General features: G+C 35.3%; 25 protein-coding genes and 1 riboswitch. Of the genes, 7 read left to right on the top strand and 18 right to left on the bottom strand.

The genetic code is table 11. The features are described 5' to 3' along the window. Positions 1–129: 129 nt before the first annotated feature. A riboswitch (cyclic di-AMP (ydaO/yuaA leader) is annotated at positions 130–276 on the bottom strand. A gap of 139 nt (positions 277–415) precedes the next feature. Beyond that, a complete protein-coding gene (locus tag MHH59_RS09200) occupies positions 416–544 on the top strand; it encodes a hypothetical protein (protein WP_002086273.1) in 129 nt (42 codons plus the stop codon). A gap of 62 nt (positions 545–606) precedes the next feature. On the opposite strand, the gene panE is transcribed toward MHH59_RS09200, so the two are convergent. Beyond that, positions 607–1,539 (bottom strand): 2-dehydropantoate 2-reductase, encoded by a 933-nt coding sequence (gene panE, locus MHH59_RS09195; protein WP_002168643.1) that lies wholly within the window; start codon positions 1,537–1,539, stop codon positions 607–609. 175 nt (positions 1,540–1,714) lie between these two features. On the opposite strand from panE, the gene MHH59_RS09190 reads away from it, so the two are divergent. Beyond that, a complete protein-coding gene (locus tag MHH59_RS09190; protein ID WP_340851126.1) occupies positions 1,715–3,190 on the top strand; it encodes a hypothetical protein in 1,476 nt (491 codons plus the stop codon). A gap of 48 nt (positions 3,191–3,238) precedes the next feature. Here the strand turns inward: MHH59_RS09190 and trhO are convergent, their stop codons facing one another. After that, positions 3,239–4,198: an oxygen-dependent tRNA uridine(34) hydroxylase TrhO gene (gene trhO / locus MHH59_RS09185; protein ID WP_078178609.1), complete on the bottom strand. Its 960-nt coding sequence runs from the start codon at positions 4,196–4,198 to the stop codon at positions 3,239–3,241. A 493-nt stretch (positions 4,199–4,691) separates the two neighbouring features. On the opposite strand from trhO, the gene MHH59_RS09180 reads away from it, so the two are divergent. Beyond that, positions 4,692–5,987, top strand: a complete 1,296-nt coding sequence (locus tag MHH59_RS09180) for an Nramp family divalent metal transporter (RefSeq protein WP_340851124.1) — start codon at positions 4,692–4,694, stop codon at positions 5,985–5,987. 59 nt (positions 5,988–6,046) lie between these two features. Here MHH59_RS09180 and MHH59_RS09175 read toward each other — a convergent pair whose 3' ends face one another. The 3 genes from MHH59_RS09175 to MHH59_RS09165 all read right to left on the bottom strand — a co-directional run bounded on the left by MHH59_RS09175 (position 6,047) and on the right by MHH59_RS09165 (position 8,745). Beyond that, positions 6,047–6,907, bottom strand: coding sequence for a M23 family metallopeptidase (locus MHH59_RS09175; RefSeq protein ID WP_002031165.1), 861 nt, complete (start codon positions 6,905–6,907; stop codon positions 6,047–6,049). 82 nt (positions 6,908–6,989) lie between these two features. Continuing rightward, positions 6,990–8,057, bottom strand: coding sequence for a sensor histidine kinase (locus MHH59_RS09170; protein WP_340851122.1), 1,068 nt, complete (start codon positions 8,055–8,057; stop codon positions 6,990–6,992). After that, on the bottom strand, positions 8,047–8,745 hold the full coding sequence (locus MHH59_RS09165) for a response regulator transcription factor (protein ID WP_002141282.1): 699 nt from the start codon (positions 8,743–8,745) through the stop codon (positions 8,047–8,049). The genes MHH59_RS09170 and MHH59_RS09165 overlap by 11 nt, the downstream gene beginning before the upstream one ends. 143 nt (positions 8,746–8,888) lie before the next feature. Here MHH59_RS09165 and MHH59_RS09160 point away from each other — a divergent pair, with 143 nt between their 5' ends. After that, positions 8,889–9,419, top strand: a complete 531-nt coding sequence (locus MHH59_RS09160) for a GNAT family N-acetyltransferase (RefSeq protein ID WP_002141281.1) — start codon at positions 8,889–8,891, stop codon at positions 9,417–9,419. Between the two features lie 65 nt (positions 9,420–9,484). Here MHH59_RS09160 and MHH59_RS09155 read toward each other — a convergent pair whose 3' ends face one another. The 5 genes from MHH59_RS09155 to MHH59_RS09135 all read right to left on the bottom strand — a co-directional run bounded on the left by MHH59_RS09155 (position 9,485) and on the right by MHH59_RS09135 (position 14,715). Beyond that, the gene (locus tag MHH59_RS09155; RefSeq protein WP_002141280.1) at positions 9,485–11,113 is read right to left on the bottom strand and encodes a peptide ABC transporter substrate-binding protein; all 1,629 of its coding nucleotides are present in this window, start codon (positions 11,111–11,113) and stop codon (positions 9,485–9,487) included. A gap of 155 nt (positions 11,114–11,268) precedes the next feature. Continuing rightward, positions 11,269–12,594 (bottom strand): bifunctional S-methyl-5'-thioadenosine deaminase/S-adenosylhomocysteine deaminase, encoded by a 1,326-nt coding sequence (locus MHH59_RS09150; RefSeq protein WP_002086280.1) that lies wholly within the window; start codon positions 12,592–12,594, stop codon positions 11,269–11,271. 53 nt (positions 12,595–12,647) lie between these two features. Continuing rightward, positions 12,648–13,007: a YunG family protein gene (locus tag MHH59_RS09145; protein ID WP_088005223.1), complete on the bottom strand. Its 360-nt coding sequence runs from the start codon at positions 13,005–13,007 to the stop codon at positions 12,648–12,650. Positions 13,008–13,129: 122 nt separating this feature from the next. After that, positions 13,130–13,735, bottom strand: a complete 606-nt coding sequence (locus MHH59_RS09140; protein WP_002126800.1) for a pentapeptide repeat-containing protein — start codon at positions 13,733–13,735, stop codon at positions 13,130–13,132. Between the two features lie 56 nt (positions 13,736–13,791). After that, a complete protein-coding gene (locus MHH59_RS09135; protein ID WP_340851120.1) occupies positions 13,792–14,715 on the bottom strand; it encodes an alpha/beta hydrolase in 924 nt (307 codons plus the stop codon). A gap of 209 nt (positions 14,716–14,924) precedes the next feature. On the opposite strand from MHH59_RS09135, the gene MHH59_RS09130 reads away from it, so the two are divergent. After that, on the top strand, positions 14,925–15,686 hold the full coding sequence (locus tag MHH59_RS09130; RefSeq protein WP_002012144.1) for a DODA-type extradiol aromatic ring-opening family dioxygenase: 762 nt from the start codon (positions 14,925–14,927) through the stop codon (positions 15,684–15,686). A gap of 55 nt (positions 15,687–15,741) precedes the next feature. On the opposite strand, the gene MHH59_RS09125 is transcribed toward MHH59_RS09130, so the two are convergent. From MHH59_RS09125 to MHH59_RS09115, 3 genes are all read right to left on the bottom strand, one after another. Then, on the bottom strand, positions 15,742–16,956 hold the full coding sequence (locus MHH59_RS09125; protein WP_002086285.1) for a multidrug efflux MFS transporter: 1,215 nt from the start codon (positions 16,954–16,956) through the stop codon (positions 15,742–15,744). A gap of 116 nt (positions 16,957–17,072) precedes the next feature. Further along, positions 17,073–17,939 carry a GNAT family N-acetyltransferase gene (locus MHH59_RS09120; protein WP_088005225.1) on the bottom strand — a complete coding sequence of 289 codons (867 nt, stop codon included), beginning with the start codon at positions 17,937–17,939 and terminating at the stop codon, positions 17,073–17,075. Positions 17,940–17,953: 14 nt separating this feature from the next. Further along, entirely contained in the window at positions 17,954–18,673 is a 720-nt protein-coding gene (locus MHH59_RS09115) for a DUF554 domain-containing protein (RefSeq protein WP_088005226.1), read from the bottom strand. A gap of 213 nt (positions 18,674–18,886) precedes the next feature. On the opposite strand from MHH59_RS09115, the gene MHH59_RS09110 reads away from it, so the two are divergent. Beyond that, on the top strand, positions 18,887–19,990 hold the full coding sequence (locus MHH59_RS09110; protein WP_340851118.1) for a CapA family protein: 1,104 nt from the start codon (positions 18,887–18,889) through the stop codon (positions 19,988–19,990). Between the two features lie 52 nt (positions 19,991–20,042). Beyond that, the gene (locus MHH59_RS09105) at positions 20,043–20,270 is read left to right on the top strand and encodes a hypothetical protein (RefSeq protein WP_012260734.1); all 228 of its coding nucleotides are present in this window, start codon (positions 20,043–20,045) and stop codon (positions 20,268–20,270) included. A gap of 99 nt (positions 20,271–20,369) precedes the next feature. On the opposite strand, the gene ilvA is transcribed toward MHH59_RS09105, so the two are convergent. Genes ilvA through ilvB form a run of 5 tightly spaced genes read right to left on the bottom strand, consistent with a single transcriptional unit; the run spans position 20,370 to position 26,349 of the window. Then, the gene (ilvA, locus tag MHH59_RS09100) at positions 20,370–21,632 is read right to left on the bottom strand and encodes a threonine ammonia-lyase IlvA (RefSeq protein ID WP_002012149.1); all 1,263 of its coding nucleotides are present in this window, start codon (positions 21,630–21,632) and stop codon (positions 20,370–20,372) included. A 32-nt stretch (positions 21,633–21,664) separates the two neighbouring features. Beyond that, positions 21,665–23,338 (bottom strand): dihydroxy-acid dehydratase, encoded by a 1,674-nt coding sequence (ilvD, locus tag MHH59_RS09095; protein ID WP_002012150.1) that lies wholly within the window; start codon positions 23,336–23,338, stop codon positions 21,665–21,667. 46 nt (positions 23,339–23,384) lie between these two features. Further along, positions 23,385–24,392: a ketol-acid reductoisomerase gene (gene ilvC, locus MHH59_RS09090; protein ID WP_078178612.1), complete on the bottom strand. Its 1,008-nt coding sequence runs from the start codon at positions 24,390–24,392 to the stop codon at positions 23,385–23,387. A gap of 14 nt (positions 24,393–24,406) precedes the next feature. Continuing rightward, on the bottom strand, positions 24,407–24,637 hold the full coding sequence (locus MHH59_RS09085) for an ACT domain-containing protein (RefSeq protein WP_340851115.1): 231 nt from the start codon (positions 24,635–24,637) through the stop codon (positions 24,407–24,409). Next, positions 24,634–26,349, bottom strand: a complete 1,716-nt coding sequence (gene ilvB / locus MHH59_RS09080) for an acetolactate synthase large subunit (protein WP_002126786.1) — start codon at positions 26,347–26,349, stop codon at positions 24,634–24,636. Before ilvB ends, MHH59_RS09085 begins: the two co-directional genes overlap by 4 nt. Positions 26,350–26,357 lie beyond the last annotated feature (8 nt).

Here is a 26,357-nt window from a genome sequence, read left to right as displayed (position 1 = left end):
CCAATAATTTTGTACGAACGATTCTGCTAGTTACAGCGATAAACTATTTCTTCAGAAAACAAAAATGTCTACAAGCCATAACGAAATAGACTTGTAGACATTATTTTTTTTGTCGCACAAGCTCCACCTTCCTTCTCAATATAACGCTTACGAGGTTAGCTGTCGGATTCGGGCCTATGAGTAGCCCTACCTTTTTCAAGGATTCACCCCGTTGGATTATGTACTAATCCATAAGAACGGGTCCCCCGCACCATGCGGCTTCAGCGATTTAGAAAATTGAAACTGTGGATTATAATACTCCTTTATTTTCAAAAAGTAAACAAAAATTTTAAAAAAGAAACAAATTAAAACGATTGCGCATAATCCACCGAAAAATATACATAATGAATACTAAAAATCCACAAAGGAGACCCGTATGTCTAAAGAAAAGAAGCCACTTTTTTCCGATTCCTATTTAGATGCAGTAGCAAATGAAATTAATCAGCTATATGGTAAACGTGAAAGAGAACGAAATACGACAGATAAACCGAAAAGAAACGAATAAATTGTCAAAAAGAAACAAAAAAAGGATAGCAACATTTATATTTTGCTATCCTTTACTCTTTTTCATACCATTTCTTTAGTAAAAATCATTTTTTCATATACCTTTAAATTTTGATACACAACACTTAATAAAGGCACATCTATAGACATTTCCTCTGCTAATTTCAATAAGTATCCTTGTAAATGCTTCCCTTCAATGAGCGAACCTTTTTCCATATCCCGTTGCATCGATGACTTCATATCATACGAAATTTTATCAATCGTTTTCATATGTTCCTGGGCGATATTCTCCTTAACTGGAGCCCCCATAGATTTCATGATTTGCACTGATTCTTCAAATAAGTTCCTAATAAATTCTCGGCCTCCATCACTCTCACGAATCGGTCCTATCGGCGCACGCATTAATGTTGTCACACCTGACATTACGGTGATAAATAAATATTTATGCCACATATCTTGCACAATATTTTCACTTAAAACAAAACTAGCTTTTGTATCTGCAAATGTTTTAGAAATAAGCTTTATTCTCTCTGAATCTTGAGGCTTAATTTCCCCAAATACAAGTCTGTTGGCAGCACTCGTTTGTACAATTTCTCCCTGATCGTTTAATGTCGTCTCGATAAAGCATAGACCGCCAATTACTTTCTCTTCACCGAATTCCTTTTGTAATAGTGATAAATGAGCGATACCATTTAACAATGGGATTATTACAGTATTTTTACCTACAAACGGCTTTAAATCTATGGTCGCCTCGTGTAAATGATACGCTTTTGTTGAAAATAAAATCACATCAAATGGAGTCGTTCTATCTTCTTTCGTTACCAATTTCGGTTGAAATGAAAAATCTCCATTAACACTACGAATAACAAGGCCTTTTTCTTCTAATTGCTGTTTTCTTTTGCTGCGAACGAGAAATGTAACATCTTCTCCCTTTTCTACTAATCGGCCACCGAAAAATCCGCCAACGCCCCCAGCTCCTAATACTAAAATACGCATACAACATCCCCCTTTTTCTAACACAATTATACTAATTTTAGTATACATAACATTATACATGTCCCTTGTTAAATAAGCTGAATTTTCATTCTTAATCTAATGAACAAGAGAGGTTATTTTCAAGAAAAATTGGGCATGTTGTTTCTATAGCTTATACGGAAAGGAAACAATGTAAATGGAGGCAATACAAACAATCGAGGAAAAAGATGTAATAACAGCTATATTTCAATTTATATTCCCGTTTTCGTTTAAAACTGGATATGAACAAAATATGTTCCCTTTCTTACAAAAAAATGATTTTCGACCTTTTCGACTCGATCATCTTGAAGATGAAAATACATATTACGGGAAATTTCAAGTTTCACATCAAAATATGGAAGCATACTATCTTTCCTTTACAAATAAAATTCTCTTTCCTCATTCAGAACATCAAAAAGGATTACAGCGCTATTCTAAAGACCTTAATTTAAATGGACATTTAACAACTAACCTTATTTCCGTTCCATTCAAGATACATTCTATTGATGTAACACTTTGTCCTTATGAGCTTGGGTTCTTAACAATTCGGACAGAAATAAAAACCGCTCCTAACATGACATTATCAGAAGCGATTGAATTCGCAGCTCGCTTCCGTGTACTTGAAACTAAAAGTGATACGACTGAGACTATTTGTATTGAATGTGATGGAAAAAAATATTCAAAAGTAGAAAAACTTATATTCGGTGATTTATTTCATGGTTTAACAGACTTCTTTGAGAACAAGAGATTGCGGAGTTCTTACTTTCAAACATTCCCTTTCTTTGAAGACCAGCGAATGTATGTACAAACTCTATTATCCATAAACAAAGAGTCAGACCTTCATATAATCGATGTATATCGAGCTTCCAGTCTTTCCGGATTATCAGATGATGGTAAGCCATATATTAGTGCAAATAATGTTCCTTATATTCACGATTATTTAACAAAACATTCTTATCAAAGATGGGCTCCTAACCGTTACTTTATTATGGAAGAACATATTTTCACATGTATTACAAATGAAGGTGAACAAGCAGTCACTAAACTTGCTAGTCAAATGTACGGGGAGTTTTATTACGCTTTATTATTAAATTTATTTCATAAAGTTGTTTTATTAAAGATGGCAAACGCTTATGCCGAGTTAAATATTGAACAAGATACAAATGAAATAGAGAAATTAATTTATTCAATAAATTCGTTTACAGCTAATTATTTTTCTTTAGAATTAGTATCCCAATCACAAAGTGAAGATATTTTCTTTCGTCTAAGAAAACTTTTTAACATTGAAGTACTGTACACGAACGCGAAACAAAATCTCGATAGTTTATTTAAATATCAAGAAAATGTTGCTTCAAAAAAAGATAGCCTCTTATTATTAATTTTAACGCTCTACTCTGTTGTAGGCCAAATGTTAGGGTTTACTATGATTGATCTTTTAAGAAACACCGATTCAAACAAAATATCATCGCCTTTTGAATTTTTTGCTCTATTAATAGCGATTAGTGGCATAGTCATTTCACTTATTTTAGGTATACAAAGTTTATACCAATGGAGTGTACAACATAAACGAAGAAAAGCATGGGTAAAACAAACTGTACTTTCTGCTGTGAAAGAGAAGGATAGTACAAAGTAACTAAAAAACAGATGGCAGCACGATGCTACCATCTGTTTTCTATTATGCTTACTTACCTGCTTCGATTTTTTCTAATGTAACAGCTACTTGCTCTTCTGTTAATTCGTGTTGCACGATATAACGATTACGTGGGTGTACACGACATTCATGAGAACATGCACGTAAATGTTTTGCTTCACTTTCTTCAGAACATAAAATTTTCTTGTTACATTCAGGGTTTGCACAGTTTACATAGCGCTCACAAGGTTCACCTGTAAAGTGATCTTTACCAACGATAACATGTTCTTTTTGGTTTACTGGTACAGCGATACGCTCATCAAATACGTAACATTGACCATCCCAAAGTTCACCTTGTACTTCTGGATCTTTTCCGTACGTTACAATTCCGCCATGAAGCTGGCTTACATCTTCATAACCTTCACGAACTAACCAACCTGAGAATTTCTCACAACGAATTCCACCTGTACAGTACGTTAAAATCTTTTTACCCTCAAGTGTTTCTTTATTTTCTCTAATCCAATCTGGTAATTCACGGAATGATTCAATATCTGGTTTAATCGCACCTTTGAAGTGTCCTAAATCAAATTCATAATCATTTCGTGCATCAATGATAACTGTATCTTCTTGTTTCATTGCCTCATAAAAATCTTTTGGTTCTAAATACTTCCCAGTAATTTCTTTCGGGTTAATGTCGTCTTCTAGACGAAGTGTAACTAACTCTGAACGAGGACGTACGTGCATTTTCTTGAATGCATGTTCATCTGCCTCATCAATTTTAAATACGATTCCAGCAAAACGTGGATCATTATTCATCGCTTCCACGTATTTTTCTGTTTGCTCAACAGTTCCAGAACAAGTTCCGTTAATTCCTTCTGTCGCTACAAGAATTCTTCCTTTTAACTCAAGTGATTTACAAAATTCTAAATGCTGTTCAGCAAATTCTTCTGGATTTTCAATTGTTGTGTACATGTAATACAGTAATACTCTATATGGTTTTGTAGTTGCCAATGTATTTCTACCACCTATCTAAATTTTAAAATCATGTATAAGTTAACGTTCATATCAAAACATATATAATAAGAAAATACATACTAAATTGTACTTAGCCTATTTTCTTCTATTTACAATTTTTTCTATAAGTTAACAAAAATAAAAACAAGATTACAGAACAAAACACTACGGTTAGGTTGTAATCCCAATATATTATATATCATACAATTTCATTTCCATCAATTAATATGCTGTAATATAGGCTGTATGTTCACATAAATTTCAAAAACAACCCTATAATTTATTATCTTCTCCCTTATTCAACAACCATAAACTCCCAAAATATTTTTGCATCGTCACACCATTCATTGCACACAGTCATATAATTTGCATTAAGGAAACTTTTATGTTCAAATGAAATTGCCACATCATATATCTAAATGTATTGAAATAATGAGTAAAAATAAAGTGAAACTTTAATCAAGTTAAGATTTCAAAGGGGAATACTACTATGAATAAAGATTTAACAAAAGATGAACAAGTCCCTTCTCAAAGTACAACAGTTCAATCAGCCCATTTAGCGTTAAGTGGACAAACAAAAGGCTTTAAAAGACTGTTACCATTCTTAGGACCTGCTTTTATCGCATCAGTTGCTTATATTGATCCTGGGAACTTCGCTACAAATATCGCAGCTGGATCACAATATGGGTATTTATTGCTTTGGGTAATACTCGCTTCTAATTTAATGGCTGTATTAATTCAAACTTTATCAGCTAAATTAGGAATCGCTACTGGGAGAAATCTTCCTGAAGTAGCTCGCGAAAACTTCCCCAAACCAGTTTCCATCGGTTTATGGATACAAGGGGAACTCGTTATTATGGCTACAGATTTAGCTGAATTTATTGGGGCAGCACTTGGCTTATACTTACTATTTGGAATTCCGATGTTACCAGCTGCTTTAATTACAGCAGTTGGATCATTTATTATTCTTGAATTTCAACGCAGAGGCTTTCGTCCATTAGAAGCTATCATAACAGGTATGATTTTTATCGTTGTTATCGCTTTTGGTATCCAAGTCTTTTACGCAAAACCGGAATTAAGCCCTCTACTCTCAGGACTTTTCACTCCAAAATTCCAAGGTGTAGATAGCATCCTTTTAGCAGCTGGAATTTTAGGTGCGACAGTAATGCCGCACGCGATATATTTACATTCGGCCTTAACGCAGCGCCGTGTAGTCGGAACAAATGATGAACAAAAGAAAAAGATTTTCCGCTTCGAATTCATCGATATTATTATTGCAATGGTTATCGCTGGAGCAATTAATGCAAGTATGTTAATTGTAGCAGCTGCACTATTCTTTAAAAACGGCTTGCACGTTGAAGACCTTGATGTTGCTTTTAACCAGTTCAGTAATTTAGTCGGTCCTGTATCGGCTGCATTATTTGGGATTGGACTTTTATCAGCAGGTTTATCTAGTTCTTCTGTTGGTACGATGTCTGGTGATATTATTATGCAAGGATTCATTCGAATGCATATTCCGTTATACTTACGCCGATTTATAACAATGATTCCGCCTCTCGTTATTATCGCTTTAGGTGTAAATCCAACTTACGCTCTCGTTATGAGTCAAGTTGTCTTATCTTTCGGTATTGCCTTTGCATTAGTACCACTTATTATGTTTACAAGTAATAAGAAGATTATGGGTGCACTCGTCAACCATCGCATTACAACATTTATCGCGTGGTTAATCGCTGCACTTATTATCGTTTTAAATATTTTCTTACTGTATCAAACATTTGTCGGTTAATAAAAAAGGGTATTCCAAATTTGATTTGGAATACCCTTTTTGTATGAAATGATTTCCTTCTACTTACCACTTATGTATGTCCCTCTTTCCGGCATTATCGCACCTTTTTCAGTTCGAAAATAAAGTGGTAAGCCTTCCGTGAAAAACATACTCACCTTGGATGGATCCTGCCTTTGATGATGGATATGTAAATGTGGTTCACTTGAACTTCCTGAGTTACCGACTTGGGCAAGAACCTCCCCTTCATTTACACGTTCGCCTTCCCTCACTTTAATCGATCCTTTCTTTAAATGGGCAAGAAACAAAAATGTACCTGTTTCATCCAGTCGTAAATAAATATGATTTCCCGCCATCGATTGAAAATCATCCGATCCCGGAACTAAATCTATTTCATCATTTTTAATTGATACAACTGTCCCAGAAGCTGGTGCCATTACTTTCGCTCCATATATTCCATAATCCTCTAACTTACTACTTTTCACTTCAGCTGGTGGAATGAGAATATCGTATGCCCATCGTTCATTTGGTTTTATAACGTGATAGTTCGTTTCTAATTTATCGCCGCCCCAACCTATCAATGCTCGTTCATTCAAAGGAAAACGAACGACTACTTTAGGACTCATAGACTGTACATCTACTGGGTATGCAATTCTCCCAATGTTAGCGAACCATCCCACGGGCCAAGCTCCAATGGTAGAAAACAGAACTATTAATAGTAGCGTTCCATCTATCCGCTTTCTAAAAATGCCTTTCCAAACAAACATTACTGCTGAGCCTATTAAGAGAAAAACTGAAATTACACTAAAGGCCTGTATAATCCACCAAACAAAGACTGATGTAACGCCATTACCTAAATAAACTAAACTCCAACTTATAATTAAAAAAGCAACTATAATCGCTAATAAAAATCTCTTCCACATGCTGTATCCCTACTCTCCTATCTTTGTTCCCCATGATACGAAGTAAAAATTACGACATATGAAAGAAATACTTACGACTTTCTTAAATTTCTTTATACTGCGGTAAAACGATAGTGAAAACCGTTTCTTTATCGTTACTACGTACAGTGATATCTCCTTTATGAAGTTCCGCTATACTTCTCGCAATTGCAAGCCCCATTCCTTTTCCACCCGTATGAGAGCTACGTGATTTTTCACCACGATAAAACTTTTCAAAAACGTAAGGAAGGTTCTCATTCGGAATGCATTGTCCAAAATTTTTAATTTCTATTTCAACATTCATATCTCTTTTAGAAACTTGAATTAAAAGCTCCTTTCCGTCTTGCCCGTACATAATACTATTACTAATTACATTTTCGAATAGCCTCACCATAACCGCTACATCCATTTCCACATGTAACACCTTATCACCTTTAATACAAAAGCTCATATCAGCATCATCTAGTTGTGGTAAAAAATCAATCATGATTTGTTCAATGAACGCTTTCATATTTATTACACTTTTATGTAATTCGATCTCTCTATAATTTATTTGACAATATTCTAATAAACCATCTACTTGATTTTTTAATTCATAACTTTTTCGCTTTAATATACTTACATACTGTTCACATTCTTCTCTATTTGAATGAAGCTGATTTCCTAACAGGTCCGCGTAACCTATTAGGGATGTTACAGGTGTTCGTAAGTCATGAGAAATATTACTAATCATTTCATTTTTCATTTCTTGCGATTTTTTTTCATTCTCGATAGACTCTTTTAAACTTTTGGCCATTCTATTAACATTCGCTGCTAATTCACCAATCTCGTCATTTTTTGAAATAAGTATATGTATTTCAAAATTACCATTACTTATTTCCTTCAGACTCTTGTTAATTTCAGATAATCTTTTCATCATTGTTTTTGTCATGAATGCAAAGTATATTGTAGTAAAAATTAAAAAAACTATTAAATATAAAAATGAATATTTTTCCTCTAACGCAGTAACATGACTATATATATTTCCAATTACAATTTGAAACGCTATTATACTTACAGTTGCTAACAAAATGCTACATATGAATGCGATAAAAAACTTAGCTCTCATACCTTGTAATGATTTAATCTTCAATTTTATATCCGACTCCCCAAACATTTTGAATAAACTTCGGCTCTTTTGGATTCTCTTCAATTTTATTTCTTAATCTTGCAATATGAACCATTACTGTATTATTACTTTCATAGGCCCTTTCTTTCCAAACGCTTTCATATATTTCTTCAATAGTAAACACACGATTCATTGCAGCGGCCATTAAGTACAAAATATCATATTCAGTTTTCGTAAGATTGATTGTTTCTCCATATAACATCACTGTTCTCGACACTTCATCTATTTCTAAACCTCTAATGTTTATTTTCTTTTCTATTACTTGAACAGCATTTTGATTGAAGTATGTATACCTTCTTAATTGAGCTTTCACTCTTGCTATAAATTCAATTGTACTGAACGGTTTCACAATATAATCATCTGCCCCAGTACTAAATCCAACGACTTTATCTACGTCCGATGATTTCGCGCTTAAAAACATAATTGGTAAACTATATTTCTCTCTTATCCTTCTACACAATTCAATCCCATCCATTTGAGGCATCATAACATCAAGGATAGCAAGTTGAACATCATTATTATTCAATACCTCTAACGCCTCTTCTCCGTTGTCAGCACTAAAAACACTAAAACCTTCTTGTTTTAAATTTTCATTAACGAATCGAATAATATCTCGATCATCATCTACAATTAAAATTGAGTTTTTCTCCATATACAAACCTCTTTTTGAAATATATTCCACAATCAATTTTATCACAAATCAAAACCATACTTTCCTCTTGAATAATCTTTATTTTCAGATTAAATTATATAATAACAAATACATTCTAGTTTCATAAGAAATGGAGTGAAAATATGTTTCCTATATTAAAAACCAACCGACTCATTTTACGAGAACTTACCGACGAAGATGCACCGAGTATATTACAGTGCTTTTCTAATACCGATGTCCTGCGCCATTATGGTCAAAAACCATTGAAAAATTTGGATCAAGTAAAACAAATCCTTACTAATTTTAAGTTGGGGTACAACGCAAGAAGCGGCATTAAATGGGGAATCGAATTAAAAGACAAGAAAGGGCTCATTGGAACAATTGGTTTTCATGATTGGTCTTCTGAACATAAACGAGCAAATATAAGTTATGCCTTTTTGCCTGAACACTGGGGAAATGGATATGCTACTGAGGCAGTTTCTGAAATTATATCTTATGGCTTCCATACGCTCCATTTAAAACGTATCGGGGCAATTGTATTTCTTGAAAACGAAGCTTCAAATAAAGTGCTATTAAAATTAGGATTTGAAAAAGAAGGGATTCTAAAAAACTATATGTATCAAGATGATATCCCATATGATACGAATTTTTATTCTTTATTAAAATCCGTTTAATAGATATAATTCCAAAAAAAGAAACCTCACTTTTAAAAGTAAGGTTTCTTTTTTGATTAATAGTTTTACTTATTATCGATATAAGCATTCTTATAAGTATAAACGCCACCAAATTGATGCTTTTCAATTCCTTTTACATAATCCTTTTGTACATAAGCGGAACCAATATGATAAAGCGGTGCTACCGCAGCGTCCTCTAATATGACCTGCTCAGCTTCTCGCAACGCTTCCCATCTTTTCTTTTGATCTAGTATAAGATCATTTTTAGCTTTTTTTATTAGCTCATCGTAATGAGGATTAGAATAATTCATTTTATTATTTGGATTACTTGTCGTAAATAGCTCTAAATAACTAATTGGATCTTTATAATCTGGTCCCCAATTTACCATAGATATATCGTAATCACCTGTTTGTTCTAATTGTAATTTTTGCTTAAATGGCTGTTGTTTAATTTGTATCGTTAATCCATGCAAATTCTTCTCTAAGTCACCTTTTATATATTCCGCCATACGTTTTGCGTTATCTTGTTCAAACGTTAAAAACTCGAGTTTTATTTGTTCTACTCCAACTTCTTTTTTCGCTTCTTCCCAAATCTTTTTCGCATTTTGCAAATCATATGGAGAAAGATCTCCGTTTTCTTTTCTAAAATCTTTACCAGTCTCTTCATTTACATGACCAACTGGTACAAGTCCACTTGCAGGTTTTGCCCCGTTATTAATAAAGTGAGCAACAAAATCCTTCTTATTTAACGCTAATGAAATAGATTGACGTACTTTCTTATTTGCTAACGCATTATTTTTTTCATTAAAACGTAGCATAGCAATTCCAGGATCGCTCGACATATGCAATTGCTTATTCCCTTTATACTTGTCTACAAATTGAGAATTAATTGGTACTCGATCCAAATCGCCAGCTTCATATAAATTTACTGCTGTCACTGTATCCTTCACAATTTGAAAGTTTATTTCTTCTAATTTCACTTTCTTTTTATCCCAATATATATCATTTTTCTTTAATTGAAATTCTTGTTCATGCTTCCACTTCTCTAATACAAATGGACCGTTATATATGAGATTACTAGGTTCCAATGCATAATTCTCTCCTTGTTCTTTTAAAAATGATTCGTGCTGTGGTAAGTATATAGGTAACGCTAACAACTGTAAAAAATACGGAATTGGCTGTTCTAGTTCCACTTCTAACTTATAATCATTTATAACTTTAACCCCAAGTTCATCAAGAGGCATTGTTCCCTTATTTATCTCTTTCGCATTTTTCACGTAAAAGAGCATATACGCATATTGAGACGCTGTTTCATGACTTACCGCCCGTCTCCACGCAAACATAAAATCATTGGCTGTTACACTGTCTCCATTTGACCATTTTGCATCTTTACGCAAATCAAATGTATATTTTTTACCATCTTCACTTCTTTCAAACGATTTTGCTACTGCTGGAATAGGCTGATCTTGATCATCTAATACATATAACCCTTCAAATATGTTTTGCATAACGTGCGCTGATGTACCATCCATCGTTTTTGTAGTATCAAGAGAAGGAATTTCTTCTGATACCGTTACATTTAATACTTGTTTTTTTGCCTCTGTGTCACTTTTATTCGCTTTATTATTACAAGCTGCTAATAATAAAGTTGTAACAAGTGCCATTACTATTAAATGGCTCTTTTTTCGCTTCATGAGTTGTTCTCCTTAAGTATAAAATATTATAAAGCGTTATATATTATAGCAGAAATACTAACAGAAAGATGCGACATTCTTTTGAATATTTATTCGTTCAAGAAAAAAGCTATCCTTTTAAAAAAGGATAGCTTTCTCAACTGATATATAATTACCTATCTTTGTAAACCTCGTTTATAACGACTTGCTTCAAATATAATACGCTCTTCATCTAATGTTTTACATTCACCATTCCAAACGACACGTTTACCATTAATAATTACATCGCTTATATCTTTTCCACTAGCTGCATACACAAGATGTGATAACACTTCATCTGCCGGTTGTAAATGCGGCTTATTAGATGGGTCAATCGTAATAAAATCAGCACACTTTCCAACCTCAAGTGAGCCCGTTTGTTTCATCCCGATTACTTCAGCAGCTCCTTTAGTCGCAAGTGTAAGAGCTGTTTCAACTGGTAACGCTGTTGCATCTTGATGAATACCTTTTTGTAATAATGTTGCAATGCGCATTTCTTCAAACATATCTAAATTGTTGTTAGACGCCACACTATCTGTTGCAATTCCTACTTTTATTCCTGCTTCTAGCATCGCTTTTACATTCGCTATACCAGAACCTAGTTTTAAATTACTATTTGGGTTATGAGCTACTCGAACATCATGTTCTGCTAAAAATGCACGCTCATTTTCATTTAATACTACACCGTGTGCAATAACTGTTGGGCGTTTAAACAATCCGCAACTTGCTGCATATTCTACTGGACGCTTCCCATACTGTGCTTCAATATCACGTACTTCACGCTCTGTTTCAGAAAGATGAATATGAACCATCGTTTGATTTTCTACTGCAATACGAGCACACTCTTCTAACAGTTCTGTGGAACATGTATATGGACTATGTGGTGCAACCATCGTAGTTAACATACCACTTTCGTTATAGTAACGCTTCACATATTTCTCAGCTTCTTCAATTGCTTTCTTTTCATCGTCTTTCGTTCCAAAGCTAAATAAAGTTCTTGAAACAGCAGCACGCATTCCACTCCTTGATACCGTTTCCATAATTGCATCTTGGTCTACTCCAATAGGATTAAACATATCAGAGAATGATGTTGTACCACTTTTCACCATTTCAAGTAATCCTAATTCCGTGCTAGCGACCGCAAGCTCTGGCGTAAACTGACTTTCAAGTGGCCAAATTCTCGTCTCAAGCCATGGCTGCAATAACATATCATCTCCGATACCTCTCAAAAGGCTCATAACAACATGTGTATGTGTATTGACAAGCCCTGGTAAAACCCACTTTCCTTTCATGTCAATTACTTCATCTACTTCAAAATCGTTAGCGAATTCTCCGCTATTTATATCTATAATTTGATCATTTTCTACAATGATATATCCATTTTCTATCACTTCATTTTGTTCATTCATCGTTGCAATTGTAGCGTTTACATAAGTTGTTTTCAAAAGTATTTCCCCTTTCAACTCTATGAAGTTCCCTTTAATTAGTTACCACCATTATAGTAACTTATTGAAGATTAAGAGTCAAAAGATAATTTTAATTCTTTCGTTGTCTTTTCCTTCAAAATGCTATATTGTTTTTCATTTGTATCTGCAAATGCTTCTTCACGGCTCGACTTCATGTCCATATAGTTTAATGTTTCATGAAATTGGGTCCTAGTAAAATCATACCTTTTCCCATCTACTTTATTGTAGAAATGCCATACTTCACCTATCTTCGTCTTTATTATCTCTCCCCCGCACAATTCTTGGACAATAGGGGCCGTTACACCACATTGTCCCTTTGCTGGGCTTTCGCTCGTCCACTTAGAACTCGTTTCTATTGACCAAGATTTTCTTAATGCTTCATATAGTTGTTTAATCTTTATGCTATCCATATTCAGCATCTCCTGACATTAGCAATTTCACACATCATATTATAAAAGCGGTAAAAGGCAATTTTTAAAAATCATTACTATTTGTAACACCGTTCAATATATTGAACGGTGTTACAAATGATTTAATTCACCTTTGCTCCATAACATCTCGCAACTGCAACCGCCTGCGCTATATCTAATTTCACGTTTTTTAAATCAAAAGCTTTAAAATCAACTCTATCAACCACAGCTCCTCTTAAATCCGCCCCACTAAGTTTCACCTTACCTAATTGTGCGCCCGTTAAATCCGCTTCACGCAAATCTGCTTTTTCTAAATTACATTCATATAGGTCAGCTTCAATTAAACGAATACCCTTTAACATTTGTTTACTTAAGTTCGCAAACCTTAAATTCGTATATGACCAATCGCCTGATATAATTGTTATTCCGTCTAAATTCGCCTCTTCGAAATCCGAACCAGTCATTTTACATTCTTCAAACTTAGATACAAATAAATTCGCACCAAAAAACCTACAATTAGCAAACGTAGTTCCTTGATGGATAGAAGCATTAAAAAGAGTACCAGTAAAATCACATTCTATGAAATTACAATTTTTAGTAAAAACTTCTGATGCATCTATCCCTCTAAAACGGCATTTTATGAAGGTACAATTTTTCAATTCCTCGTCTTTTATCCAGATATCTTGAAAATCTATTTCTACATATTCTTTATTTACAAATTCACTCATAATCAATCCTCCAATTTTTCAAAAAACCTCACTTCAGCATGAAGTGAGGTTTCTTCTTATACAATATGCTCATCTAACCATGAAATCAAATCTTGAAATACATCTTCTCTATTCACTTCATGGAACATTTCATGTCTACCATTTTCATATAAACGAAGTGTTACATCTTTCACACCACATTTTTTATAGTTTTCGTATACTTCTTTTACACCTTCCCCCATATCCCCAACAGGATCACGATCACCAGAGAATATATGTATTGGAAGATTTTTTGGTGTCTTCTTGTATTCTTCTATTTTATTTACTTCTAGAACTCCATGAAACAATTCTCGGTAAAAACTAGTCGTGCAAATAAATCCACATAACGGATCCGCAATATATTTATCAACTTGATTAATATCTGAAGATAACCAATCAAATTTCGTACGATTTGGCTTAAAGTGCGAGTTGAAGTTTCCGAAAGATAAGAAGTTCAGCATCGGACTTTTCGTTTTGGGCCCGCGTAGTTTCATCTCAATTGTCGCTACTTTATGACCGATACTTCCTAAAAGCCCTGGATTTCCACCAGTTCCTGAAATAAGGAATCCATCATATAATTCACCTTTAAATTGTACAGCACGTCTTGATAAAAAAGAACCCATACTATGTCCAAGTAAAAATAACGGGCATGTCTGCTCTTCTTTTATCATTTCCGAAACAAAGATAACATCAGACACAGCCTGATTCCAACCTACATTTGGTTCAAAATGACCATAGTCTTCTTCTCTTTTTACTGTTTTTCCATGCCCTTTATGATCATGAGCATAAACACCATATCCTGCTTCTAATAAGGCATCAATAAATTCTGTATAAACACCTGCATGTTCTGTCATACCATGTGCAATTTGAACAATTCCCCGCGGATTTCCTTCTGGTAACCATTTACGCAAGTAAATTTCCGATTTATCCAATGCCGTAACGAAATTTTCCTGTATGCTCATTCCGACAGCCTCCAAATCTATTATGTATATCTTTTTTTATAATGAATAAACATTCATTATTCTTATTATGTATTATATGCAATTGCTTTCATTATGACAAATGATCTATTTTTCCGATTACATATTAAACTATTATCTTGACGAATTTAAAATAAAATTATATAGTTACTTACATAAAGTAATTAATATATTTTTAGGAGGTTTTAATCATGATGCCCTCACTATTTTTAGCACATGGATCACCTATGCTTGCTATTCAAGATACAGACTATACACGCTTTTTAAAGACACTTGGAGAAACATATAAACCGAAAGCTATTGTTATTTTTACCGCTCACTGGGAAAGTGAAGTATTAACGATCTCCTCTTCAGATGAAGTATATGAAACAATTTATGACTTTGGAGGTTTTCCTCCTGAGTTATACGAAATCAAATATCATGCGAAAGGCTCTTCTAGCATTGCGTCTATGCTAGAAACAAAATTTAAAAACAAAGGCATTCCAGTCCATCATAATATGACGAGAGGTTTAGATCATGGCTCATGGACACTCCTGCATCGTATGTACCCAGAAGCCAATATTCCTGTCGTACAAATATCAGTAAATCCATTCCTTCCTGCAAAAGAACAATTTGAAATTGGAGAAGCACTAAAAGGACTTGGACAAGAAGATATTTTAGTAATCGGCAGCGGAGTTACTGTTCATAATTTACGAGCATTAAAATGGAATGAAACAACTCCGGAACAATGGGCGATTGAATTTGATGATTGGATTATAAATCATATGCATACTAGCGATAAAGATGCATTGTTTAACTGGGAAAGAAATGCTCCTCATGCACAATTAGCTGTACCAAGAGCGGAACATTTTGTTCCTCTATTTATCGCGATGGGTAGTGGTGAGAACGACGGTACGGTCATTCACCGTAGCTACGAGCTTGGTACATTAAGTTATCTTTGCCTTCAATTTTAATGAAAAAGGATGAAGCAATATTGCTTCATCCTTTTTCTGTTTTTCATTCACATAGTTAACTAACTTCCAAATGTCGTTTCTCTGATACCTCTTCGTTCTTACTATGAAAATAAACCCAAATGCACGCAATAAATAATAGTGATGATGTAGAGAAGAAAACATATTGGAAGCCTGCATGAGCTGCAATTTGTCCACCAAGTACTGGCCCAATCATATTTCCTAAAAACTGAAACGATTGATTATATCCAAATATTCGTCCCGTTACATGGGTTGGCGTATGTTGTTTTAGTAGAGTTTGTACGGAAGGTAATAGTCCTGCTTGTGCAATACCTAATAAAAAGCGAAGAATTAATAGTTGCCAAGCTGAGGTTACAAATGCTTGCGGAATAAAAATAATTCCTGCAGCAAACAACGCTACAACTAACGTTTTTTGAGGTCCAATATGATCTGATAATCTTCCTAGCTTAGGAGCTGCTAAAATAACTGCTAATCCTGTCGCAGACATGACTGCACCTGCAAGCATTTCAATATGATCTGTTCCTGGTCCTGCCAAATGCTTTACGTACAACGTAATAATAGGTTGAATCGACATATTTGCAAGCTGAATAATAAACGTTGCTACAAATAAACTTATTATTAAATGTTTTGCAGGGACCATCGTCCATACTTTTTTCGGCTGTGCCTTTTTTTCTTTAGCAGAATGTTTCTCCTCATGTAAGAAGAAAAAGACGATAAGAAAGGACAGGAATAAGAAAGCTCCTGTAACTAGAAAAACATGGCGCATTCCGATTAACTCTGACAAATAACCTCCGAGTATCGGCCCAAGTAATGAACCGCTCACGCCTCCAGTTGAGATTGTAGAAATTGCCCAACCTGAATGTTCTTGCGGAGTTTCTGCAGCAATAAGTGTCATCGCTGTAGAAAGGAAACCTGATACCGATCCCATTAAAAACCGAAGTGCGACTAATTGATACACATCTGTCACAAACCCCATAAGCGTCATAATTATCGCCATACCAAGGCTCGCACGTATAAGCATCAATTTCCGACCATGTATATCACCAAGCTTGCCCCATATTGGTGATACGATCGCACCCATTAAAAATGTCACACCAAATGCAAGTCCCGACCACTGTGCAATACTAGAAGTGCCGGTCACCCCTAATTCCTCAATATAAAAAGATAAAAAAGGAATTACTAAACTCATACCGGCTGCAGTGGTAAAACAACCTAGCCAACAAATCATTAAATTTCGTTTCCAGCTGGCCATTTTCACACCTTCTTTCATTCGATACCCATTCTACACCGTTTTCTAGAAAAAGTTTAGTAATTTGCTTTATACATAATAAAACTCTATCCCTTTGCATTCTTTGCAAAGGGATAGAGTTAATTATCTCCTATGGGTATTAAACGTGCATTACAGCATCGCTCGTAAAACTCAATCGGACCTGCTTGTCCTATAATTGCATACTCATATCCGCTTTTCTTCATGTTATATAAACAATGATTCAATAACGTCTTCCCAACACCGTTCACACGATTATGTTTCGCTGTACCCATCGGGCCAAACAACCCTTTCTTTCCTCTCACAACATCGTAACAAGCGAAACCAATGATTTCTCCTCCTTGTTCAGCAATAAAAATAGGTAACTCTTCTTTATATGTCCGAAATCCATAATCTAAAGATTTTAACCAACGCTCACCAAATTCATCCTTAACAAAACGTGCCAACTTTTCAAAATCAGAAGAGATCGCTTTTCTAATATTACAGCTTAAACTATTACAAATAGGATCAAATATTGTTAATGCAACCGTCAAGTCTCTTGGTTCAGATGTAATTTGCAATAGATCTTTTTTCATCTTTTCACTTATAACCTTATCAATAACTGTATCCCCTTGAAAAATTGCATATAAAACATGCCCTTCATTTATTACTATTTGCTGAAAATGTTCCATCCGTTTCTTCGCTACTTTTAAAACTTCTATCGTCTTATTTGAAACTTTAAACTCCCCAACATTTATGTATTCTATTTCATTTGCATAATATTGTTGGAGTAACGATATCTTTGCTAAAAAATCCATACCCACCGTGTGAAATAAATACATATGTAACTCCGCGCAAACTCCAGTACCTTCCTTACAAGCTCCTATAAATAGATGAACTGGATGGATAATACCTTTACTACACTCAGCCTCTTCTGCTGCAATCTCCAATATTTTATATGCACGTTTTGTAAATTGGAATTCCATCATCTATATCCCTTCCCCTAATGACTTATTATCAAACCATAACCGTATATAATAGAAACAATTACTCCAACCATTAATATGCCTGGAAGTAAATTTGCCACTTTAATTTTAATAAATTCAAGTAAGTTTAATCCGATTGCGAATATCATAATACCGCCAGTAGCCGTCATTTCCACTATAAATTGATTCATTAATTCTTTTGGAACAAAACTATTAATTTGTGTTGCAAAAACTGCAATACCTCCCTCATATAAAATCACTGGAATCGCTGAAAATACTACGCCAATTCCTAGAGTTGTCGTTAATATAATAGAAATGAATCCATCGATAATCGCCTTTGTAAATAAAATATCATGATTTCCGCGAATCCCACTGTCCAATGCACCAAGTATCCCCATCGCTCCGATTGCAAAAATAAGCGTGGCTGTTACAAAGCCTTCTGATATGCTCCCTTTCCCTTTCGATCCAACTTTATTTTCTAGCCAATCCCCTAACAGTTTTAACCTTTCTTCTAATTGTAGCCATTCTCCGATTACCGTACCAATAACTAAACTTAGTATGACAACAAGAAAATTTTCACTTTTTAATGCCATTTGAAGTCCAAGTACAGTAACCGCTAAACCAATTGCATGCATAATTGTTCCCTTCATACTTTCTGGAATCGCACTAAATAATTTACCAAGTAAAGTACCAAATATAATACAAATCCCATTTACAACTGCTCCTAATATAACCATTTCTCATTCTTCACCCTTCGAATTCTTTATTTCTATATTTTGGTTTATACATTGATTTACAGGTTACCTATATGTTAACGTAATATTGTGAATATTAACAAACGTTTTTCACTACATAACCCGCTATTTTTTTCTAACTATACAAAGACCGATTGCCTTTAGTAGATTCATTGTTAATCTAATTGCGGGATAAACTCAAAAGGGAAGGTATTTATGAAAACTTTACTAAAACGATTTCTGTTAATAGCCTTTTTCATTACACCAATTGTTTTATTAATCAACTACTCTTTTATTTCAAAAGCGAAAGACAAACCTGATATGCAAAACAAATCTAGTAAAACAGCTTCAAAAAGCGAAAAGAAAACCGAAGACCCTGAAATCACACTCACCTTCTCTGGTGATACAATGTTCGATTGGCAATTACGTCCCGTAATCGAAAAAAATGGGGCTGATTATCCATTCCAACACGTAAAAGAAGAAATAACGAAAGCTGATATTTCTTTTGTTAATTTAGAGTCAGCATTTACAACGAGAGAAAAAAAAGTACCTGGGCAACAATTTTGGATTAAAAGTGATCCATCCACACTACAAGCCATTAAAAACACCGGATATGACATCGTGAACATTGGCAATAACCATACGCTTGATTATGGGCAAGATGGACTAATAGACACCATTTCTCACGTCGAAAAATTAAAACTACCTTACACTGGAGCCGGAAAAAATGCTGAAGATGCTTATACTGCTCGTGAACTAACTGTAAAAGGAAAAAAGTTTAAATTTCTTTCCTTTGTACGCTTTATGCCCAACTTTAATTGGGTAGCTGGTGACAATAAACCCGGCGTTGCAAACGGATATGACCTAGATCTTGTAACAAAAACGATTCAAGAGCAAAAGAAAGATGCTGATTATGTAATCGTCTATATGCATTGGGGCGTCGAAAAATCTAATCGCCCAATAGAATACCAGAAACAATATGTTCCGAAAATGGTAGAGGCGGGTGCTGATGCAATCGTTGGAAGTCACCCGCATTGGTTACAAGGATTTGAGTATTACAATAAAGTTCCTATCGCATACTCGTTAGGAAACTTTTTATTCCCGAATTATGTAAATGGAAAGAGTGCCGAAACAGGCGTATTAACTTTAACCTTTAAAGGTAAGGATGTCCAAATGTCATTCAATCCTTACATCATTCGCAACAACCAAGTTTCTCCTGTAAATGAAGAAGAAAAGAAAAAAGCACTGCAATATTTACAAACGGTTTCAACTGATGTAGAAATTGATGACACTGGGAAAATAATAAACAAACGCAACTAAACAGCACGAGATTCATTTCTCTGTAACATACATTACGGGATAGGTGATGAATATGCTGAAAAACTTATTAGAAAATATAAGTCTGTTAGAAAACGTGTATAAAATATCTATAGCGATCCTGCTTTTATGTTCATTTTTTTCTGTTAGACTTCTAAGAAAAATAAAGCGAGAGAGAAAACTTACTCCCTTTGAATTTACAATGTATGTAATCATTCGTATTGCAATACTTTTTTGGTTAACTAGCTTTATCCTTCTTGAATATGGAGCGTATTTCGTTTAACTTTCAAAGAATAAAAAAGATAGAACAAGCAGGATTTCCCTCCGCTTGTATCTACCTTTTTTATTTCAAGTAGAATTGTATGTTAACTCTTTTCTTTTATTAAATAAGTAAATCAAACAGCACAGGATTTTTATTAAGCTCCACGAATTGAATGTTATTTTCTTGAAAACGAGTAATTAAAGCTTCATAGTCTTCCTTATGCTTTAATTCTACCCCCACTAAAGCTGGACCATTTTCTTTATTATGTTTCTTAATATACTCAAAGCGAGTAATATCATCTTCCGGTCCTAATCCTTTATCAAGAAACTCTCGTAGTGCTCCTGAACGTTGCGGAAATTCAATGATGAAATAGTGCTTTAATCCTTCATGAATAAGGGATCGTTCTTTCATTTCTTGCATTCTATCAATATCATTATTTCCACCACTTAACGTGCATACAACTGTTTTTCCCTTTATTTCATCTCTGTATAGATCAAGTGCCGCAATAGAAAGCGCACCAGCTGGCTCTGCTACAATCGCATTTTTCTTATACAGTTCTAAAATCGTTGTACAAACCTTTCCCTCCGGTACTAAAACAATATCATCAATTACATCTTTACATGTTTCAAAAGTTAACTTTCCTACCTTCTTAACAGCTGCTCCATCAACAAAACTATCAATCTTTTCTAATGCAACATTTTCATTTTGAAGAAAAGCTTCTTTCATAGATGCAGCTCCCATCGGTTCTACACCGATTACCTTTGTAGTAGGACTAACCCCCTTTACATATGTACCAATACCAGATGCTAATCCACCACCGCCAATTGCTGTAAATATATAATCAACTGGTTTCTCCATATCATGCATAATTTCAACAGCGACTGTTCCTTGACCAGCAACGACATACGGATCATCAAACGGATGTACAAATGTCATCCTATTTTCTACACAATAGCGCTGCGCCTCTTGGAAAGAACTATCAAATGTATCACCAACTAATACAATGTCTGCGAAATCACCACCGAAAAATTCAACTTGTGATACTTTTTGCTTAGGTGTCGTTGTCGGCATGAAAATTTTTGACGGAATCTTCAATAAATTACACGTATAAGCAACTCCTTGTGCATGATTACCAGCACTTGCACAAACAACACCATTTTGTAACTTTTCTTTCGGTAAACTTTGAATTAAATTATACGCACCACGAATTTTGAAAGAACGAATAACTTGTAAATCTTCTCGCTTAACATATACGTCACATTCATATTTCTCAGATAAAACTGAATCTCGTTGTAACGGTGTTTTAATAACGATATCTTTCATGCAATTATGAGCCATTAAGATATCTTCAATTTTCACTCTCTCCTTTACATTTTGCACCATTTTATATCATCCTTATCTCTTTTTATATTGGCTCAATCAAAATTCGGGATTTTCAGAACTGCACCTGTATTCGCCGATGTTACCATTTGTGCATAACGTCCAAGCCACCCAGTTTTCACTTTTGGTTCTGGTCGTTTCCACCCTTTTTTACGCTTCTCTAATTCCTCATCACTAACTCTCACTTCTAACAAGCGTTCCTCAACATCAATACATACAATATCTCCTTGTTCAAGAAGTGCAATCGTTCCGCCAGCTGCTGCTTCTGGTGAAATATGCCCTACCGAAATACCACGTGAAGCACCAGAGAAGCGACCATCAGTTAAAAGTGCAACATCTGCTCCTAATCCCATACCAGCAATTGCTGATGTTGGTGCTAACATTTCCGGCATACCAGGTCCGCCTCTTGGTCCTTCATAGCGAATAACAACTACATCTCCTTTCTTAACTTTCCCAAGCATAATGCCGGCAAGCGCCTCATCTTGTGAATTAAAAATAACGCAAGGTCCTTCAAATCGTTTTACTTCTGTTGCTCCGCTTTTAATAACCGCTCCGTCTTTCGCAAGGTTTCCTTTTAATATACGTAATCCTCCTTCTTCACTATGAGGATTTTCTAGAGAATGAATAACTTCCTTATCTTGAATCTCTGCATGAGCAATATTTTCTCTTAATGTTTGCCCAGTAGCAGTTATACGATCAAGGTGAAGTACCCCTTCTTTTCGGCTCATCTCTTTCAAAATTGCACTAATCCCGCCTGCGCGATCGATATCTTCCATATGCCAATTAGAAGCTGGACTTACTTTACATAAATGCGGTACACGTCTTGAAACTGCATCAATGCGGTTCATATCGTAATCTAACCCCGCCTCTTGTGCGAGTGCTAACGTGTGTAATACTGTATTCGTTGATCCACCCATCGCCATATCAAGTGCAAACGCATCATCAATTGCTTCTTCTGTTACAATGTCGCGTGGTTTAATATCTCTTTCAATTAAAATTTTTAATTTTTCTGCTGCTTGTTTAATTAACTCCTCACGTCTTGGATCAATCGCTAAAATACTCCCGTTACCAGGAAGAGCTAAACCTAACACTTCACATAAACAGTTCATAGAGTTCGCTGTAAACATACCGGAACAAGAACCACAAGATGGACAGCCATGATCTTCAATATCCTTTAATTCTTCTTCTGAAATTTTCCCAGATTGATAGGCTCCTACCCCTTCAAAAACAGAACTTAAATCGACAACTTCCCCTTTAGATGTTTTCCCCGCTGCCATCGGACCACCTGAAACGAAAACAGTTGGAATGTTTATTCGAAGTGCAGCCATCATCATACCTGGTGTAATTTTGTCACAGTTTGGAATACAAATCATTCCGTCAAACCAGTGTGCATTTACAACCGTTTCTACTGAATCTGCAATGATTTCACGACTCGGAAGCGAATAACGCATACCGATATGACCCATCGCAATACCGTCATCTACTCCAATTGTATTAAATTCAAATGGAACCATGCCTGCTGCACGTACTGCTTCTTTAACAAGTTTCCCAAACTCATTTAAGTGCTTATGACCTGGAATAATTTCAATAAAAGAATTACAAATTGCTATGAATGGTTTATCAAAATCTTCATCTTTTAAACCAGTTGCTTTTAATAAACTACGATGCGGAGCTTTATCAAAACCTTTTTTAATCATGTCACTTCTCATCTTGTCAAATCCCCTCTTACATATTTTTCACTTATACTCTATTAATCTATTTCTTTACTAATTCTTTCGGTGCATGAATCCAGCTCATCATTTCACGAAGCTCTGCTCCTACTTTTTCTAGCTGATGATTTTGTTCTGCTTTTTTCATCGCACTATACGTTGGACGCCCTGCTTGATTTTCTAAAATCCATTTCTTCGCAAATTCACCTTGCTGAATTTCTGTAAGAACACGTTTCATTTCCTTCTTCGTTTCATCTGTAACAATTCTCGATCCTGTTACATAATCTCCAAACTCTGCCGTATCTGAGATAGAATGACGCATATTCGTTAATCCGCCTTCGTACATTAAATCAACAATTAACTTTAATTCATGCAAACATTCAAAGTATGCAATTTCAGGACGATATCCACCTTCCGTTAACGTTTCAAAACCAGCTTTCACAAGTGCTGTTACTCCTCCGCAAAGTACTGCTTGCTCACCGAATAAGTCTGTCTCTGTTTCTTCTTGGAATGTCGTTTCAATTACACCTGCACGTGTACAACCTACACCTTTGGCATACGCTAGTGCTACACTTAATGCTGTTCCCGTTGCATCTTGATGCACTGCGACTAATGCTGGGACACCATTTCCTTCTTGGAATACACGGCGAACGAGATGACCTGGACTTTTCGGCGCGACCATCGCTACATCTACGTAACTTGGCGGATTAATTTGTCCGAAGTGAATATTAAAACCATGTGAGAAAAGTAACATTTGTCCTTCACGAAGATTCTCTTCTACTTCTGTTTTATATACATACGCTTGTTGTTCATCCGGCAATAACATTTGTACAACTTGTGCGGTTCGAACCGCTTCTGAAACAGACATTACTTCAAATCCATCAGCTTTTGCTACTTCATATGACTTACCAGGGCGAACACCAACTACAACTTCCACACCAGAATCCCGTAAATTTTGTGCTTGTGCATGACCTTGAGATCCATATCCGACTACCGCAACTGTTTTCCCTTTTAATAGCTCTAAATTTGCATCTTTCTCATAATAAGTTTTCATATTCCATACACTCCTTATAATTTATTTACTTGCAGTACATTGATTAATTTTTTCAACTGATTGACAAGTAACGTTGCTTCATTTTCAGTACAAACTGCTGTTAGTTTCATTTCAAAAACACCACTTGTATCTCTTTCGTTTAAATTTAAAGAAGAAATATAATAACCACGCCGAGCAAAAATTCCGCTTATACGTAATAAGACGCTCGGGTCGTTATGAATAACTAATGAAAAAGTATGACTCATTCTTCCCACCTCTTCATAATCATTTCGTTATTCCCTTTGTTTGGCGGAACCATTGGAAAGACGTTCTCACCTTCTTCTACACAAAAGTCAACTACGACAGGACCTTCATGAGAAAATGCTTCTAACATTACCTTTTTCGCCTCAAACGAATTTGTTGCTCTTAGCCCTTTTACACCATAAGCTTCTGCTACTTTCACAAAATCTGGTGACCCAATTCTCGATTCCGACAAACGGTTTTCATAAAACATTTCTTGCCATTGCCTTACCATTCCTAAAAATTTGTTGTTTATGATGAATACTTTGACAGGAATATTATTTTCAGCAATTGTTTGCAGCTCTTGAATGTTCATTTGGAAAGAAGCATCACCAGCAATACAGATGACAAGTTCTTCTTCTTTTGCAAGCTGAGCACCAATTGCTGCTGGAAAACCAAATCCCATCGTCCCTAATCCCCCTGATGTTAGGAAAGTCCGTGGTTTTCTCGCTTTATAAAAGTGAGCAGCCCACATTTGATGCTGTCCTACCTCTGTCGTGACAATCGCTTCACCATTCGTTAATTCACTTACTAAGTTGATAACATGCTGTGGTTTTAACTCAAATTCTTTTTGCTTATATGAAAGTGGATATTCTTCTTGCCATTTCTTCACTTTCTGAAGCCATTCATCTGTTTGTGAATAAATAGACATATGTAATAGCATATGTAGCGCCTTTTTCACATCACCAACAATCGGATGCTCTACAGTTACATTTTTATGGAACTCAGAAGGATCAATATCAATATGTACTTTTTTCGAATGCGGAGAAAAAAGTTCTAATTTTCCTGTTACACGATCATCGAAACGAACACCTAACGCCAGTAATAAGTCACATTCTGTTACTGCCATATTTGCAGTGTACGTTCCATGCATACCGAGCATTCCTAAAAACAACGGATCTCCCGGCGGATATGCACCCAGTCCCATTAAAGTTGAAACGACTGGAATACGATTCTCCCTCGCAAACTTGATGAGTTCTTCAGATCCGCCTGAATGAATGACGCCTCCCCCGATATAAAGGAGTGGGCGTTTTGCTTTTGAAATTGATTTTGCTACCTCCCTCAGTTTCAAACTGTCTGACAAAGGTTCTGGTTTATATCCTGGAATCTCCACTTCTTCATTAAAGAAACATATTACATTTGCATTTTGAACATCTTTTGGAATATCGATTAATACCGGTCCCGGTCGCCCGCTTTCGGCGATGTAAAAAGCTTCTTGCACAGTTCGTGATAAATGATTTACATCACGAACTTGGTAATTATGCTTCGTAACAGGTACTGTAATTCCGACAACATCCGCTTCTTGAAATCCGTCTTTACCAATTAAAGGCGTTGCAACTTGCCCTGTAATGACAACTAAAGGAATCGAATCCATATAAGCATCTGCTAAACCCGTAACTAAATTCGTCGCCCCTGGGCCAGAGGTAGCAAAGACTACCCCAACCTTTCCAGAAGCTCTCGCATATCCTTCCGCTGCATGAATTGCAGCTTGTTCATGACGAGTTAACACGTGCTTTAAACCACTTTCGTATAACGCATCGTATATTGGTAAAATCGCTCCGCCTGGATAACCGAAAACGGTCGTTACACCTAATTTCTTCAAACATTGAATAACGTGTCCAGCACCTGTAGCTTCTTCACTCTGCAGTTCATCACATGCTGTATACTGTTCCTCCATTTTAATTA

This window comes from Bacillus sp. FSL E2-0195 (assembly GCF_038003645.1).
Classification (GTDB): domain Bacteria; phylum Bacillota; class Bacilli; order Bacillales; family Bacillaceae_G; genus Bacillus_A; species Bacillus_A mycoides.
The sequence above is the reverse complement of the archived record's forward strand: the minus strand, read 5'-3'. Positions and strand labels throughout refer to the sequence as shown.